Here is a 15,635-nt window from a genome sequence, read left to right on the forward strand (position 1 = left end):
AAAGGAACCACCATGCAGAATGGACGCGCAGGACGCCTGCACCCCGCCGTCGGCACTGCCCGCCGCCACCTCGCCGCCGCCCTCGAAAAGCTCCTTGGCGCCGGAAGCATCAAAGCCACCGGACGCTCCCGCACCGCCTCTACCGCGGACGCCGCCGACCTACCCTTGCTCCTGGTCGCCTGCAGCGGCGGCCCCGACTCCCTCGCGCTGGCAGCCATTGCCGCGCACTTTGCCCGCCGCAGCGACGTACGCGTAGGCGCCATCATCGTCGACCACGGCCTACAAGAAGACTCCGCCGCAATCGCCGCGCAGACTGCGCAGACCCTTGCCGACCTGGGGCTTCACCCCGTCATCACCGAAAAAGTGCAGGTTCCCGCCGGTAACATGGGCCCCGAAATGGCGGCACGCACCGCCCGCTACAGTGCCTTCGCGAGAGCCATCGAGGCGACCGGTGCCCGTGCCGTACTGCTTGGCCACACCCTTGACGACCAGGCAGAAACCGTGCTGCTCGGCCTGAGCCGAGGCTCTGGCACACGCTCCCTAGCGGGCATGCCGCCTGTACGCGTCGAAGAGGGTGTCATCTACCTGCGACCCTTCCTTGACCTGCGCCGCACCGACATGCTCGACATCTGCGACGCCGAAACCCTCACGCCCTGGATTGACCCGACCAACACTGACCAATCCCTCATGCGTGCCCGCATCCGCCACAGCGTGCTGCCCTACCTCGAGAAGTACCTCGGGGGGGACGTCGCCCGCTCCCTGGCGCGCACCGCCTCCGTAGCTGGCCCCGATGCCGAATACCTCGACGAACGGGCACAGGCAGCCTACAAGCAGGCAATTCTACCCGCCGGAACCGCTGTGCGCGGCATCGAAGGCGAGGACGCCGTGCTGCTGGACCGTGCGCAGGTGGCGGCGCTGCATCCGGCGCTTCGTTTGCGTGTGCTTGCGACGGCCTGTAAAGCCGCCGGGGGAGAGAACCCGGGCTTCGAGCGACTGCGGGCGCTGGACTTTTTCACCGCCGAATATGCGGTAGCTGGACCCGTTCAGATGCCCGGTCACGTAAGCGCGTACCGTCGCCGCAAAATTGTGCATCCAGCAACTGGTAAATGCCTGGACGTGCTCGTATTAGTGCCAACTCGACCCTAACTAGGTACCCGCGGAGCCTCCTCAGCACACACTGTCTGCTTGGTAAGGTGCGCCGCGGCGCCGTTTTAAGCCATACTTAAGGCGAACATCATCCACATTGTCCGCTGGGGGAAGGTATGAAACCCCGTACCTGGGGCTCCGGCGGAGACGCAGAGCGTCTAAAGATACGAAGGAATACATCGTGCAGGCTATCGACGTGCAGGACGATATTAAGAACGTTCTCTTCAGCAAGGAAGAGGTTAATGCGAAGGTCGCCGAACTGGCGGCGCGCATCGACGAGGACTACGCCGGTAAGGACGTGCTGTTGGTGGGTGTTCTCAAAGGCGCCATCATGATTATGGCTGACCTTTCCCGTGCTCTCAAGGGCCACTACACCATGGACTGGATGGCTGTTTCTTCTTATGGTTCCGGCACCAAGTCCTCAGGTGTTGTGCGTATCCTCAAGGACCTGGATACCGACCTGGTAGGCCGCAACGTCCTGATTGTTGAAGACATCATTGACTCCGGCCTGACCCTGGCATGGCTGCAGCAGAACCTGATTTCTCGCGGCGCAGCTTCCGTTGAGATTTGCACCCTGCTGCGCAAGCCTAAGGTTGTCAAGGCTGACGTTGACGTCAAGTACGTCGGTTGGGACATTGAGCCCGAGTTCGTTGTTGGTTACGGCCTGGACTTCGCTGAGAAGTACCGCAACCTGGACTGTGTCGCAACCCTGCACCCGCACGTTTACTCCTAAGCCTTCACCTCAGCAACCATGCTGTTGGTGGTGACGCCCCGCTTCCTCACGTTTGTGGGGGAGCGGGGCATTGCTGTACCCGACTGTGGATATATCCGGAGATGGACGCGGGAGACGCAGCCACCCAGACGTACCGTTGCCGCGATACTAGCTACCAAAGATACCAGCCGCCGCGAATACCCGACGAAGAAGATGCACTTTCAGCCCCGCCGAGTGCTACAACCCTTTAGCCCGCAGGTGAAATAGAGAAGCCCGGTACCTAGCCGCTCGCTGAGGTAGGGTACATTTAAGGTTGCATCGTAGGGTGTTCCGGCTAGCAGGCCGCACCCCAACGGGTAACAGCCGCAACGTAAGGACAAAGCATTGGCGCAAAACCCCAATACTCCGCAGAAAGGCTCGGAGGCCTTCCTGAAGAAGCTGATTCATAGTTCCTGGTTCTTTCCGGGTGTAGCTATTGTGGTCATGCTGGGTTTCCTCATGACCTCCTTCTTCACTCAGCCCTCGCGTCAGGTGGACACTAACGTCGGTCTTCAGCTGCTCAACGACCATCAGGTCAAGAGCGCAAAGATTTACGACGGCGACCAGCGCGTCGAGCTGCAGCTTAAGGACGACTACAAGAAGGGCAACGACAACTACGGTAAGTCGGTGCGCTTCTACTATGTGCAGCCCCGCGGCAACGAAGTTGCTAAGGCAATGGAATCCGCTGAGCTGGAAAGCTACACGGACCAGCCGGTTGAGCACAGCTTCCTGGGCTCCCTGGTGTCCCTGCTGTTGCCGATTCTGCTCTTTGGTGTGCTCTTCTGGTTCCTGATGGGACGAATCGGAGGCGGCTCCTCCGTGATGAGTTTCTCCAAGTCCCGCGCGAAGAAGTTTACCAAGGACAAGCCGGAGGTACGTTTTAGCGACGTCGCCGGTGTGGACGAAGCGCTCGCCGAACTGGAAGAAGTCCGCGAGTTCCTGGCTGAACCCGAAAAGTTTACCCGCCTGGGTGCAAAGATCCCCAAGGGCGTTCTGTTGTACGGCCCTCCCGGCACCGGTAAGACCCTGCTCGTCAAGGCTGTGGCGGGCGAGGCTGGCGTGCCGTTCTACTCGATTTCTGGCTCTGACTTCGTTGAAATGTTCGTAGGTGTGGGCGCGTCCCGCGTGCGAGACCTGTTCAAGGAAGCGAAGAGCGACCCCGCCGCCATCGTCTTCGTCGACGAGATTGATGCTGTTGGTCGCCGCCGTGGCGTCGGCATGGGTGGCGGTAATGATGAGCGTGAGCAGACCCTGAACCAGATGCTGGTTGAGATGGACGGCTTTGACGGTAACTCGAACGTCATCGTCATTGCGGCAACGAACCGACCTGATGTTCTGGACCCGGCGTTGCTGCGTCCTGGTCGTTTTGACCGCCAGATTGGTGTGGACGCACCCGACATGCAGGGCCGCGAACACATCCTGCGCGTTCACGCGGCAGGCAAGCCGATCGCTAACACTGTTGACCTGGCTCAGGTCGCGAAGCGTACCCCCGGCTTCACCGGCGCTGACCTGGCGAACGTCATGAACGAGGCGGCTCTGCTGACCGCCCGTGATAACGGTAACGTGATTGACGACCGCGCTATCGACGAGGCGATTGACCGCGTCATGGCTGGTCCGCAGCGTTCCTCGCGCATCATGAACGAGCACGAACGTAAGGTCACCGCATACCACGAGGGCGGTCACGCCCTGGTCGCGGCGGCACTGCGTAACTCCGCGCCGGTCACGAAGATTACTATTCTTCCGCGTGGTCGCGCCCTGGGTTACACCATGGTCATGCCGCAGGATGACAAGTACTCCACGACCCGCCACGAACTGCTCGACCAGATGGCGTACGCGATGGGTGGCCGTGCGGCTGAGGAAATTGTCTTCCACGACCCGTCCACCGGTGCTTCTAACGACATTCAGAAGGCGACCGACACCGCCCGCAAGATGGTTACCGACTACGGTATGAGTGCCGTGATTGGTTCCGTGAAGCTCGGCGGCGAAGATACCGAACCGTTCCTCGGCGGCGGCGGCGCTTCGGCACGCAACTACTCTGATGCAACCGCGGCAAAGGTCGACACTGAGATTCGCGCCCTGCTGGAGCAGGCACACGATGAGGCATTCCAGATTCTGTTGGAAAACCGTGATGTTCTAGACCGCCTCGCCTTCGCCCTGCTCGAGAAGGAAACCCTGCTCGAGAACGAGATTGCCGAAATCTTCAAGGATGTTCGCAAGCGCCCCGAGCGTGAGTACTGGTACTCCAAGCTGACCCGCGAGCGCACCGACATCCCGCCGGTGAAGGCACCGAGCGAGCTGGCGAAGGAAGCTGAAAAGGCTGAGGAAGCACCTGTTACTGCACCGGCAGCTCCTGCTACGGCACCTACTGTTCCTGTAGCACCGGCTGCACCTGCACAGCAGGCACCCGTACAGCCGCCGGTCACCAACCCGGATGCCGACCCGACCGTCGCAATGCCCACCCAGCAGTACCCGAACTACCCTGTGCCTCCGGCGCAGCGCCCGGAGAACGGCACCCCGAACCAGAATGGAGAAGAGAATGAGCGAGGCTAAGAACGCCGTCGACCAGCCGCGTATTGAGGCTGCCGTCCGTGAGATTCTGCTCGCGATTGGTGAGGACCCGGACCGTGACGGTCTGCAGCAGACCCCGGCACGTGTTGCGCGCGCCTACGCGGAGTTCTTCTCGGGCTTGCACCAGGACGCTGGCGAAATTCTGGGTACGACCTTCGATATTGCCCACTCTGAGATGGTGCTGGTGAAGGACATCCCGTTCTACTCCACCTGTGAGCACCACCTGGTACCTTTCCACGGTGTGGCGCATGTGGGTTACATTCCCGGTCCGGACGGTAAGGTGACCGGTCTGAGCAAGCTTGCCCGCGTGGTGGATATGTACGCTCGCCGCCCGCAGGTGCAGGAGCGTCTGACCACGCAGGTGGTGGAGGCTCTCGAGGAGCACCTGAACCCGCGCGGCGCGATTGTGGTGATTGAGGCTGAGCACATGTGCATGTCAATGCGCGGTGTGCGTAAGCCGGGCGCGAAGACCGTGACCAGCGCGGTACGCGGTGCGCTGATGAACACCGCAACCCGCGCGGAGGCGATGAGCCTGATCTTCTCGCAGCGCTAAGCGCACTCTAGACACGCGAAAAGGGGCGGAGGTGAAGACCTCTGCCCCTTTTCGCATCGCCAAAGTGCTCCGAGAGTGTGTTGTGAGCTGTCGCCTCCTGAACGGCGGTGCAGTGAATACTATGTCTCAGAAGCTAGAAGAGCCCGGCACTAACGCTGCAGGCTATCCTTCGCCTCGCTCGGATCATCCCAACCCAGGACAAGCGTCACGATCAAGCCCAGGGCAATGAAACCGCAACCGGTTGCGGTGCCGAAAGCAATCCAACGCACGGCGGGAGCATTTTCAGCGAGCACAATAGTCACCAGCGCGGCAAGAGCCACCAGGGAGAGGATCCAAGCTCCAGTCTTCATATTCACAATGAGTCACTTCCTAGAGTATGTATGTGTGGGGGCGCGCTGCCGACTAGGAACGCGCCCGGTGCGGTATGCGTGCTCTCCCAGCATACCCTTAAATAGGTATCTGTAATGCAAATATCGCATGTTGTGTCACCAGAATCGCCCCGTCGGTGTCCCGACCCCCGCCCCAATAGCCCTTCCAATCACAGCGGCACACATGGGAGCACCGCAGATTCGGTACGATAAATTTATGACTGAATCCACACACACCACTCGTGTAGCCTCTCTGCCCTGCGATGCGCTCGCTGCTGAACGCACCCTCGTGATGGGCATCCTCAACGTCACTCCCGACTCCTTCAGTGACGGCGGACAGCACTACGCCGCCACCGATGCTATCGCCCACGCCGCCCGCATGATCGCTGAGGGCGCCTCCATTATCGATATTGGCGGCGAGTCCACCCGCCCCGGTGCAATCCGCATCAGCGCGGAGGAGGAGGAGCGCCGCATCCTGCCCGTTATTGAGGCAGTCGCGCAGATGGGCACTACTATCAGCGTGGACACCATGAACCCGCAGACCGCCCGCGCCGCCATCGCCGCGGGTGCACACATCATCAACGATGTGTCCGGTCTGAACGTGAGCGATGAAATGATTAAAACCGCCGCCGAACTGCAGGTGCCGTACATCCTCATGCACGCCCGCGGCACCTCCCAGACCATGAACAGCCTGGCGGAGTACCCGCGCGGCGTGGTCACCGAGGTTGTGGAGGAGCTGACCGGCCTGCGTGAGCGTTTCCTTGCCGCCGGTGTGCTGCCGCAGAACCTGATTCTTGACCCGGGTCTGGGCTTCGCGAAGGGTGGTATGCAGGACTGGGAGCTGCTCGCCGCTATTGATGAGCTGCACCACCTGGGCCACCGCTTGCTCATTGCCGGTTCCCGCAAGCGTTTTATTGCGAACGCCCTGACCGCGGCGGATATGGCGCTGGCTGAGCGCCTGAATGCGAGCGGTTTCACCGCAACCGATGCGGGTGAGGCTGAACGTGAACTGTGGCAGTCGCTGTCGGAGCCGCGCCCGTCTCAGCATCGTGCCGCAGCTTCTGCGGCGGTGACCGCCCTGGTGGCGGCGCGCGGGGTGTGGGCGGTGCGCGTGCACGACGTGCCCGCCAGCGTGGATGCGGTGACGGTCGCCTCCGCGCTGCGCTCTGTTAGCTAGAGCCCTGCCAGCTAAACCCCGCCCGCGACCGCCGACTACCCGAATACCCTCTAGGAGACCCCAATGACCCAGGCAGATTACGCACGCCACGACCGTATCACTCTTACCGGCATTACCGCCAAGGGCTACCACGGCGTGCTCGACTTTGAGAAGCGCGATGGCCAGCCCTTCGTCGTGGACGCGACCCTGTACAGTAATTTTTCCGCCGCAGCTGCCACCGATGACCTGACGAAGACTACGAACTACGCGCTGGTAGCGGAGCTTATCAACCGCGAGATTACCACCGGCTCGCTGGATTTGATTGAGACCCTTGCCATGAACATTGCCGAGGGTATTTTGGCTGATTTTGAGCGTATTGACGCGGTGGAAATCAAGGTTTCTAAGCCGCAGGCGCCCATTGAGGTGCCATTTGGGTGCGTAGCGGTGAGCGTGTTCCGTGAGCGTGTCGCCGGTGAAGGCGTCCGTTAATGGCGGGCACCCAGAAACTAGGTATACAGAAGCACCGTGCGGTGTTGGCGTTGGGCTCGAACCTGGGCGAAAGCGAAGATACCCTAGAGCGTGCCATCGCCGACCTGGTGGCGAGTGGTGTGCAGCTGGTGCGCGCCTCCGGGCTGTACCGTACCGCCCCGGTGGGTGGTCCAGCGGGTCAGCCGGATTTCGTGAACGCGGTCATTGAGGTGACCACTGACCTGGGGGCCTACGAGCTGCTGAAGCTGTGTAACGCGGTGGAGGCGGCGTATCACCGTGAGCGCCTGGTGCGTTGGGGCCCACGTACCCTCGATATTGACGTGATTGACTATGATGGCATGATCTCTGAGGATCCGGTGCTGACTCTGCCGCATCCGCGGGCGCAGGAGCGTGCTTTTGTGCTGGTACCGTGGGCGCAGATGGACCCGCAGGCACGCTTGACGGTGACGCATCGTGCGAAGCCTTCGGGGGAGCGTGCGGATGAGGTTCCTGCACCGCTGAGCCGCGAGGTCGTGAACGTTGTAGAGCTGTCCCGTACGCCGATTGAGGCGGATGAAGACGCTATTAGCTATATGCGTGAGATGCAGGTACCTGATCAGCCTTAAATATGGCACCCTGGAAGGTAGAGGAACCTACCGAAAGGAAACACCATGAAGCCCCTGAGCTATTGGGCGATTATTGTAGCGGCGGTGTGTGCTGCCGCTGTCGCTCTTATGGTGAATTCCGTGATGATTGGCGCCGGTTTTGGAGAGCTGAATTTTTCGTGGATGCTTGGCGCGGTGTGCCTGCTGGTTGCGGCGGGTGCCGTGTGGCTGGGTGTGCAGGTGGCTCGTTATCGTCGTATTCAGACGCGTGAGAAGGCACCGCATATGGGCCCGATTCTTGCGGCGCGTGCGGTGGCGTATGCGCAGGGGTCCATTATGACCGGTGCCCTGTTGGCGGGCTGGTGTGGCGCGATTCTTGGCTACCATTTGGCGATGGTGTCTACGCGCGGTTTTTCGGTGGTCTTTTGGGAGGTTCTTGTTAATTGTGTGGGCAGTGTTGCCTTGCTGATTGCTGGCCTGTGGGCTCAGCATTGTTGTCGTATTCCGCCGGGTGATGATGAGGATGTGGCCTCCTCGTCCGGTGCCGTAAAGCCGCGAGAGGGAGGAACCTATGTCGGCTCCTAACCAGAATAGTTATTCGCCCAATGGCCAGTACGGGCAGGACGCCCAGCAGGGCCCCTATGGGCAGAACGGGCAGTATCAGCAGCCCTATGGTCAGCATGGTACCCCGTATGGACAGCAAACAGAGTACGGTCAGCAGGTTCCGTCCGCAGCCTCGTACCCGAATGCGTCTCAGCCAGTTCCCGCGCAATCCGTACTGGAGCCGCAATGGGTGCCCGCAGCTTCCCGCTACCTGACAGTTCGTTTTGTTCACACCATTTCTGCTTTGGCGTTCCCGATTCTTGCGGGTGTTGCCATGTATTGTGCGGGTGCGTTCTTCGGCGGCCCGGAGGTACTGCGCATTATCGGTCTGGCTGTGATTGGGGTGTTTGGCCTGTGGGGTCTGTGGTGGATCCTGACCACTCCGCGCCGTACTCGCGCGCTCAGCTACGCGCTGGAGTCTAATCACCTGATGGCTCGCCGCGGTATCATGTTCCGTTCGATGAGCTCCATGCCGTACGGTCGCATCCAGTATGTTGATGTGGATTCGGGCCCGCTGGAGCGCATGTGCGGTGTTGCCCGCCTGACGGTGCGCACCGCGGGCACGACCACCGGCACGATGGTGCTGTTTGGTATTCCGCTGAACGTGGCGGAGGAGCTGCGTGCGGATTTAGTGCGCCGCGCCGATGAGCGAATGGCGGCACTCTAATGAGTACCCCGGTTCCGAATAATAACGCTCCGAACTCTCAGGATCAGAAGTGGTGGCGTGCCGATATCCGCACGTTCATTATGAACCTCTGGTTTATTATTCTGCTGGCGTTCGGCTTCTTCCAGAGCATTATCCTGAATATTCTGACCACCCCGCCGAACGAGTGGGGCGCGCGCCTGACGCAGGCATTTGACGAGAACAGCAGCTATTTCAGCACGACGTACTCGCAGCTCATCGGCTTTGCCGTGCTCCTGCTGATTCTGGCTGCTGGCTCGATTGACTGGTGGTTTACTCGCTATAGCCTGGACGATTTGGCGATTCACCGCCGCAGCGGTTTTCTGTTCAAGAAGAACCGCACGATTCGTCTGGAGAGCGTGCAGAGCGTGGACATTTCGCGTCCTCTGGTGACTCGTCTGCTGGGTCTGTCGGAGCTGCGTTTTGAGGTGGCTGATGGCTCTTCGGAGGCGCTGCACATCAAGTACGTTTCAGCCCGCAAGGCGGAGGTTCTGCGCCGCACCGCGATGGCGAGTATTAACCTGCTGCGTTCGGAGGCGGCTGGCCGCCCGGTCGACGTGTCGCCCGATAGCATGCAGATTTCGATGGAGCGTATGCTGGATGCGGATCAGATGCACCAGCCGTTCGAGGCGTCCTATGGTGCGCCCGTGCAGGACAGCACCCAGCAGGTAGGGTCTCAGCAGGGATTCCAGCAGCCCGCACCCGACCAGTTTGCACCCGAGCAGTCTGTACCTCAGCATCCCTCAGCATCTCGCCGCGGCGCTCGCGGTCGTATGCCAATGCCGGTCGCAGCCGACCTCTCACAGCCGCCGATTTTTCGCATCTCGAATGTGCGTCTGATTGGCTCTATCATACTGGAGCACCTGGTGTGGCTGGTGCCCGCCGTGGCCCTCATGGTTGGCATTGCGGTCTTAGCCGCAATGCTGGAGGGTGAGAGCCCGTTCCTCATTTTCATGGCGATACTGCCCGGTACCTTCGCGCCTATGGTCGGTTACGTGGTTGCCCTATGGACACGTTTTGATGGTGCCGCGAACTTCAAAATCACCCCCAGCGGTCAGGGTGGTGTAACCCTGCGGTACGGTTTCACCGGCACGCACACCCAGAACGTGATGGTTGAGCGTATTCAGGCGCTGGTCGTGGAGCAGCCCATCCTGTGGCGTGCGTTTGGCTGGTACCGCATCAAGATGACCATTGCCGGTATTGGTATTGAGAAGAACGAAAACCAGAAGCTGGTGACCCGCAATATTGCCCTACCGGTTGGCAACAAGCAGGAGACGGTGATGGTGTTGCGTCTGCTGTTGCCCGCCCTAGATGAGGTGCAGGCGCAGGTGCTGCTGGATACCGCCAACAGTTCGCTGAAGAGTCAGAAGCCGCAGGTTCCGGCAATGATTGTGACGCCCTCTTCGGCGCGCTGGATGGATCTGCTCACCTGGAAGCGTAACGGTGTGACCACGGTCGGTTACACCGCCGGTTCGGTGCAGGCGACCACTTGCATTGATTCTGATGCGGCGTGCTCGAGTGTTGGTGAGCATACGCGAGGTGACCTGCTGCTGATTCGTGGTGGCTACTTTATCCGTGCCCTGTCGATTGTTCCGGTCAGCCGTGTGCTGAGCGTAAGCTGGGGTCAGGGCCCGCTGCAGCGTGCCTTCGGATGCGCGAGTGTGCATTTCGGTACGGTGCCCGGCCCGGTGCGTACGCTCATGATGCACTCGCCGCCACGCGTCTGCGAGAACCTGGTGTGGTTGATGACGGTTCGGCTGGAGGGTATTGAGCCCTACTACCGAGTACCGGAACCCGCGATGGGTTCTGCGCCTGCTGCGAATGTGCCCGGCGCGAATGGGTACGGTGTGCGTTAACCCGCTACTAAAACTGCAAACACACCCTACCGCCGGTCTCCTGTTGTGTACCGGCGGCAGGGGGTGTTGCCAAGGGAGAATATACTTAAAGCCGTGATACAGCATTCAAAACCTGCGCGTTTGGGCATTGGAATTATTTCAGCCGGGAGGGTCGGAGCCGTCCTCGGTGCAGCTTTGCGCGCCTGCGAGCACACTATTGTGGGTGTTCACGCGGTGTCTGAGGCTTCTCAGGAGCGCGCCGCGATGCTGCTTCCCGATGTGCCGTTGCTGCCGGTGGAGCAGATTGCTGAGCGTAGTGAATTGCTGATTCTTGCTGTTCCTGATGACGAGTTGCCGGGCCTTATCACCTACCTGGCGTCCTCGGGAAGTATCATCGCCGGTCAGATTCTGGTGCACACCTCCGGCCGTCACGGCACTGAGGTTCTCGCACCGGCGACCGCGCTGGGCGCTATCGGTTTGGCGATTCACCCCGCCATGACGTTCACCGGCATGTCCGTGGATTTGCAGCGTCTGAACGGCACCTGCTTCGCTGTGACCGGACCCGCGCCGTTCATCCCGATTGCTCAGGCACTCGTGGTGGAAATGGGCGGCGAACCCGTGCACGTTGCCGAGGCTGACCGAGCGCTCTACCACGCAGCCTTAGCGCATGCCGCGAACCACCTCGTGACCATCTTGGGCCAGTCCCAGCAGATGCTTGCCTCTATCGGTATTGAGGACCCGGCACGCTATATGGGGCCGCTCGTTCGAGCCGCCGTGGATAATGCGCTCGCCAGCGGTGAAGGTGCTCTAACCGGGCCCGTGGCACGTGGAGACGCCGGTACCGTGAAGGCTCACCTTCAGGCTCTGAATGAGTATTCAGAGCCTGAAAAAACAGGTGATATTACAGACTCTTATGCCGCTCTGGCACATGCAACTGCAAAAAGGGCGCATAATAGAGGTTTGTTAAACGATGAGCAACTGGGACGAATTGAAAATCTGCTGGGCGATTCTACGGAATGCAACCAGCCCGGCGATATTGATGATTCAACCCCCGAAAACAAGGAGTTCTCGTCATGACTGAGACTTCGAAGCCCCGAGTTGTGACCACCATTGCGGATTTCCGTACGGTAATCACCGAATCCCTTGCCGCAGCGCAGGAGGAACTGGACCGGGTAGCCCGCCAGGAGGCGGAGCAGAATGGCACTGATGTTCAGTACCGTACCGCCATGCTGGGTTATGTGCCCACCATGGGTGCCCTGCACGATGGCCACGCAACCCTGTTGCATCGTGCCGCTGAACAGAATGATGTAGTGGTCGCCTCCATTTTCGTGAACCCGCTGCAGTTTGGCCCCGGCGAGGATTATGAGGCGTACCCTCGTACTCTCGAAGCGGATGCTGCTCTGGCCGGTGCTGCCGGTGTTGACATTATTTTTGCCCCCGAGGTTGAAGAGATGTACCCCGATGGTGACCCGCTCATCCGCATTTCGAGCGGTGAGCTGGGTACTAAGTTTGAGGGTGCGACCCGTCCCGGTCACTTTGATGGTGTGCTGACTGTGGTCAATAAGTTCTTCAATATTATTCGCCCCGCGGCCGGTAACCACCAGGTAAACGCGTACTTCGGGCAGAAGGACGCTCAGCAGTACATCCTGATTCAGCGTATGGTGCGCGATTTCAACCATGACGTGACCATGCGCCCGGTGGTGATTGTGCGTGATGATAACGGTTTGGCGTTGTCTTCGCGTAACGGCTACCTGTCGGATGAGGAGCGTGAGTCTGCTCTCGTGCTGTCCCGCACCTTGGCGATGCTGCGTGAGAATTCACTGAACCGTGGTTTCCACGAGATTGACTTGGATGGTGCGCGCGAGCGGATTAATTCCACTCCCGGTGTGCGCCTGGATTATTTAGAGTTGGTTGATCCGATGACTTTCGGCGAGCCGACTGAGGAGTCGGAGCGAGTGCTGGCACTGGTTGCTGCGTACGTTGGCCCGACCCGCCTGATTGACAACATGGACCTGCGCTAAGCGTTTGCTCGTTTAGAAGAGTCCTCAACACACTACACAGATAGGTATCACTGTGAGCACTGAGCACACTGCCGCACCGGCGATTGCTGATATGTCCGAGCAGATGCAGATTCGCCTGGAGAAGCGTGCGAAGCTGATCGAATCGGGTCGCGAGGCATACCCGGTGGGTCTGCTGGATTCTGAGGGTAATCGCGTGGAGCCCAACCACATTGAGGATCTGCGCGCCGAGTACGATCCGAAGCTGGCTGCTGAGGAGCTGAAGGCTGGGGAAGAGACTGACCGTGTGGTGCATGTTGGCGGCCGCGTGGTGTTCGTCCGTAACACCGGTAAGCTGTGCTTTGTGACCCTGCAGGGTGGTACCGAAGGCAAGCGCATCCAGGCGATGCTGTCGCTGGCTGAGGTTGGCGAGGAATCCCTGTCTGAGTGGAAGTCCCTGGTTGACCTGGGTGACCACGTGTTCGTGACCGGCCGCGTGATTGTTTCTCGCCGCGGTGAGCTGTCCATTATGGTGACCGACTGGAAGATGGCGTCGAAGGCGCTGCGCCCCATGCCGGTTCTGCACAAGGACCTGAATGAGGAAACCCGCGTTCGCCAGCGTTACCTGGATCTGATGGTTCGCGAGGAGGCTCGCGAGTTGGTGAAGAAGCGCGCCCTGATTACCCGTACCGTCCGCCGCGTGCTGGAAGATCACGGCTACATTGAGGTTGAGACCCCCGTTCTACAGCTGGTGCACGGTGGCGCGACGGCTCGCCCGTTCCGCACTCACCTGAACGCTTTTGACCAGCCGATGACGATGCGTATTGCAACCGAATTGCCGCTTAAGCGTGCAGTGGTTGGTGGTATTGACCGTGTGTACGAGATTGGCCGCGTGTTCCGTAACGAGGGCGTGGACTCGACCCACAGCCCCGAGTTCACCACCCTGGAGTGCTACGAGACGTACGCTGACCAGTTTGTGATGGCTGAGCGGATGAAGGAGATTATCCAGAGCTGCGCGAAGGCTGTCGGCACTGAGCGTATTGAGACCGAGAACGGCACCATTGACCTGTTCGGTGAGTGGAAGTGGGTTGGCGTGTACCCGGGCCTGTCCGAGGCTGTGGGAGTTGAGATTACCCCGGAGACTGACGCATCCGTTTTGCGTGAGATTGCTGAGAAGCATGAGGTGGACATTGACCCGAAGTGGGACGCTGAGAAGCTGGTGACCGAGCTTTTCGGTGAGATTGTTGAGCCGGCCCTGGTGAACCCGACCTTCGTGTACGATTACCCGCCAAGTGCTCAGCCGCTGGCTCGTCCGCACCGTTCCGGTGAGCCTCTGATCGAGGCATGGGACCTGATTATTGGCGGTATGGAGCGCGGTACCGCGTTCTCCGAGCTGATTGACCCGGTCATTCAGCGTGAGCGCCTGACCGCTCAGTCGCTGCTGGCTGCTGCCGGTGATGATGAGGCGATGGAGCTGGATGAGGACTTCCTGCGCGCCCTCGAGCACGGTGCACCCCCGATGGGTGGCCTGGGCTTGGGCATCGACCGTCTGATTATGCTGCTGGCGGGCGACCAGGATCCGGAGCATCCGGGTACTGTGGTGCGTCAGCCCGGTATTCGTGAGACTATTCTCTTCCCCCTGATGAAGCCGGAGGCCTAAGCTTCCCCTTCACCTGTGAGGGTGTCAAAGCGGCGGGTGCCGCGGATACGGTTGTATCTGTGCCACCCGCCGTTTTCTGTGTGTTCTTTTGCGCGGCGTATAGCTTCTGGGGTTGGGTTTGTTGTTTATTTACACAGGTCAGGGGAGTTTTAGGGTGATTTTTTGCTTATTCTGGTGCTGATTTATGCTGTTCCATTCACTCTGGTGGGGTTTTCTGCTTATATACATGAATGTGTTACATAGAAAATAATGAAGGGATGGGAGGCGGCAGAATTTTGCTTTTGAATAGAGTTGAAATGTATGGTGCGAATGATCTAATGTGCAGGCTCGTACGGGCACTATATTGCACTCAGATTGTCGGGGGATGAGGGGGTGCATTATTAGGTGTCTTTGTCTCTGAGGGCTGTGTCTGCTGTCTGGAAGATTCCAAAGTATTTGCACTCTGAACTTCACTTTAATGTTCTTGTAGTGAGTGCAGATTTAACGGGGGGAAGCAGAAGCGATATATCGCTGCGGGTGATTGGTCCATTGTTTCAATGCTCAGAATATTTTCGGAATCTTTAATATATTTCTGTTACTATATGAAAGAAAATTAGTACATAAATATATCCGGCGCCCTATTTTCTCAATCCCGATAGAGGTTTTTGGGTTTACCCCATAGGATATATGTAACAGATGAGGAGGCGCCTCAATGGCACAGAAGGTTCGCATCATCCTGGAAGACGATCTCGATGGCGGTCCCGCAGACGAAACTATCCGTTTTGGCCTGGACGGCGCTCACTACGAAATTGATCTGTCCTCTGCAAACGCAGCTCGCCTGCGTGACGCTATCCGCCCCTTCGTAGCGAAGTCCCGCCGCGTGCAGGGTGCCGCTACTCAGCGCAGCCGTGCTCCCCGTGGCACCGCTGCTCCGGTTAAGCGCAACCCTGAGACCGCAGCAATCCGCGAGTGGGCTAAGGCTAATGGCCACAAGGTTTCTGACCGTGGCCGCATCCACCAGGATGTTCAGGACGCATACTACGAAGCAATGAAGGCTCAGGGCTAAAGGCTCTCAGTATTCACGCTGTCGGAGGGTTTGGTGCTTTAGGGCTCTAATTCTCCGGACGCTAAAGGCGGCTGGTTTTCTGACCATCCGCCTTTAGTTGTACCCCGGTATTTCTTGATATGTGTTGCATATCTGCGGAGGGTGGGGTGTTTTTATATCACCCACCCTAATTTACTACTTACATGTAAAACATATTGA

At 59.4% G+C, this 15,635-nt stretch carries 15 protein-coding genes; 14 read left to right on the plus strand and 1 reads right to left on the minus strand.

Features of this window, described 5'->3' with window-relative positions:
• Window positions 1-12: 12 nt before the first annotated feature.
• The 4 genes from tilS to folE all read left to right on the plus strand — a co-directional run bounded on the left by tilS (window position 13) and on the right by folE (window position 5,018).
• Window positions 13-1,146 carry a tRNA lysidine(34) synthetase TilS gene (tilS, locus tag O3648_RS01315; protein ID WP_279742228.1) on the plus strand — a complete coding sequence of 378 codons (1,134 nt, stop codon included), beginning with the start codon at window positions 13-15 and terminating at the stop codon, window positions 1,144-1,146.
• Between the two features lie 181 nt (window positions 1,147-1,327).
• Window positions 1,328-1,879, plus strand: a complete 552-nt coding sequence (gene hpt, locus O3648_RS01320; protein ID WP_279742227.1) for a hypoxanthine phosphoribosyltransferase — start codon at window positions 1,328-1,330, stop codon at window positions 1,877-1,879.
• 363 nt (window positions 1,880-2,242) lie between these two features.
• Complete coding sequence (ftsH, locus tag O3648_RS01325; protein ID WP_371567945.1) at window positions 2,243-4,447, plus strand: ATP-dependent zinc metalloprotease FtsH; 2,205 nt, start codon at window positions 2,243-2,245, stop codon at window positions 4,445-4,447.
• Entirely contained in the window at window positions 4,434-5,018 is a 585-nt protein-coding gene (folE, locus tag O3648_RS01330) for a GTP cyclohydrolase I FolE (RefSeq protein ID WP_049347520.1), read from the plus strand. Before ftsH ends, folE begins: the two co-directional genes overlap by 14 nt.
• Window positions 5,019-5,167: 149 nt before the next feature.
• Here folE and O3648_RS01335 read toward each other — a convergent pair whose 3' ends face one another.
• Window positions 5,168-5,374, minus strand: coding sequence for a hypothetical protein (locus tag O3648_RS01335; RefSeq protein WP_279754502.1), 207 nt, complete (start codon window positions 5,372-5,374; stop codon window positions 5,168-5,170).
• Window positions 5,375-5,603: 229 nt separating this feature from the next.
• Between O3648_RS01335 and folP the strand changes: the two genes are divergently transcribed.
• The 10 genes from folP (at window position 5,604) to O3648_RS01385 (ending at window position 15,437) form a co-directional block, all read left to right on the plus strand.
• Window positions 5,604-6,563, plus strand: coding sequence for a dihydropteroate synthase (gene folP, locus O3648_RS01340; RefSeq protein WP_371567948.1), 960 nt, complete (start codon window positions 5,604-5,606; stop codon window positions 6,561-6,563).
• Window positions 6,564-6,626: 63 nt separating this feature from the next.
• The gene (gene folB, locus O3648_RS01345; protein ID WP_279742224.1) at window positions 6,627-7,031 is read left to right on the plus strand and encodes a dihydroneopterin aldolase; all 405 of its coding nucleotides are present in this window, start codon (window positions 6,627-6,629) and stop codon (window positions 7,029-7,031) included.
• Window positions 7,031-7,636, plus strand: coding sequence for a 2-amino-4-hydroxy-6-hydroxymethyldihydropteridine diphosphokinase (gene folK, locus O3648_RS01350; protein ID WP_279742223.1), 606 nt, complete (start codon window positions 7,031-7,033; stop codon window positions 7,634-7,636). The genes folB and folK overlap by 1 nt, the downstream gene beginning before the upstream one ends.
• A 45-nt stretch (window positions 7,637-7,681) precedes the next feature.
• The gene (locus O3648_RS01355; RefSeq protein ID WP_279742222.1) at window positions 7,682-8,200 is read left to right on the plus strand and encodes a DUF3180 domain-containing protein; all 519 of its coding nucleotides are present in this window, start codon (window positions 7,682-7,684) and stop codon (window positions 8,198-8,200) included.
• Window positions 8,187-8,885, plus strand: coding sequence for a PH domain-containing protein (locus tag O3648_RS01360; RefSeq protein ID WP_314077634.1), 699 nt, complete (start codon window positions 8,187-8,189; stop codon window positions 8,883-8,885). The genes O3648_RS01355 and O3648_RS01360 overlap by 14 nt, the downstream gene beginning before the upstream one ends.
• Window positions 8,885-10,756 (plus strand): PH domain-containing protein, encoded by a 1,872-nt coding sequence (locus tag O3648_RS01365; RefSeq protein ID WP_371567952.1) that lies wholly within the window; start codon window positions 8,885-8,887, stop codon window positions 10,754-10,756. Before O3648_RS01360 ends, O3648_RS01365 begins: the two co-directional genes overlap by 1 nt.
• A gap of 93 nt (window positions 10,757-10,849) precedes the next feature.
• On the plus strand, window positions 10,850-11,812 hold the full coding sequence (locus tag O3648_RS01370; protein ID WP_371567954.1) for a Rossmann-like and DUF2520 domain-containing protein: 963 nt from the start codon (window positions 10,850-10,852) through the stop codon (window positions 11,810-11,812).
• A complete protein-coding gene (panC, locus tag O3648_RS01375; RefSeq protein ID WP_371567957.1) occupies window positions 11,809-12,756 on the plus strand; it encodes a pantoate--beta-alanine ligase in 948 nt (315 codons plus the stop codon). Before O3648_RS01370 ends, panC begins: the two co-directional genes overlap by 4 nt.
• Window positions 12,757-12,808: 52 nt before the next feature.
• Complete coding sequence (gene lysS / locus O3648_RS01380; protein WP_371567960.1) at window positions 12,809-14,392, plus strand: lysine--tRNA ligase; 1,584 nt, start codon at window positions 12,809-12,811, stop codon at window positions 14,390-14,392.
• 691 nt (window positions 14,393-15,083) lie between these two features.
• Window positions 15,084-15,437, plus strand: coding sequence for an Lsr2 family protein (locus tag O3648_RS01385; protein ID WP_279742217.1), 354 nt, complete (start codon window positions 15,084-15,086; stop codon window positions 15,435-15,437).
• Window positions 15,438-15,635 lie beyond the last annotated feature (198 nt).

Origin of the sequence: Rothia sp. 27098_8_161, from assembly GCF_041432905.1 — a bacterium.
Taxonomy (GTDB): domain Bacteria; phylum Actinomycetota; class Actinomycetes; order Actinomycetales; family Micrococcaceae; genus Rothia.

What these genes read in the sequence shown, in the direction of transcription:
- tilS (WP_279742228.1), top strand. Translation starts at nt 13, where the DNA reads ATGCAGAATGGACGCGCAGGACGCCTGCACCCCGCCGTCGGCACTGCC.
- folE (WP_049347520.1), top strand. Translation starts at nt 4,434, where the DNA reads ATGAGCGAGGCTAAGAACGCCGTCGACCAGCCGCGTATTGAGGCTGCC.
- folP (WP_371567948.1), top strand. Translation starts at nt 5,604, where the DNA reads ATGACTGAATCCACACACACCACTCGTGTAGCCTCTCTGCCCTGCGAT.
- folB (WP_279742224.1), top strand. Translation starts at nt 6,627, where the DNA reads ATGACCCAGGCAGATTACGCACGCCACGACCGTATCACTCTTACCGGC.
- folK (WP_279742223.1), top strand. Translation starts at nt 7,031, where the DNA reads ATGGCGGGCACCCAGAAACTAGGTATACAGAAGCACCGTGCGGTGTTG.
- O3648_RS01355 (WP_279742222.1), top strand. Translation starts at nt 7,682, where the DNA reads ATGAAGCCCCTGAGCTATTGGGCGATTATTGTAGCGGCGGTGTGTGCT.
- O3648_RS01360 (WP_314077634.1), top strand. Translation starts at nt 8,187, where the DNA reads ATGTCGGCTCCTAACCAGAATAGTTATTCGCCCAATGGCCAGTACGGG.
- O3648_RS01365 (WP_371567952.1), top strand. Translation starts at nt 8,885, where the DNA reads ATGAGTACCCCGGTTCCGAATAATAACGCTCCGAACTCTCAGGATCAG.
- panC (WP_371567957.1), top strand. Translation starts at nt 11,809, where the DNA reads ATGACTGAGACTTCGAAGCCCCGAGTTGTGACCACCATTGCGGATTTC.
- O3648_RS01385 (WP_279742217.1), top strand. Translation starts at nt 15,084, where the DNA reads ATGGCACAGAAGGTTCGCATCATCCTGGAAGACGATCTCGATGGCGGT.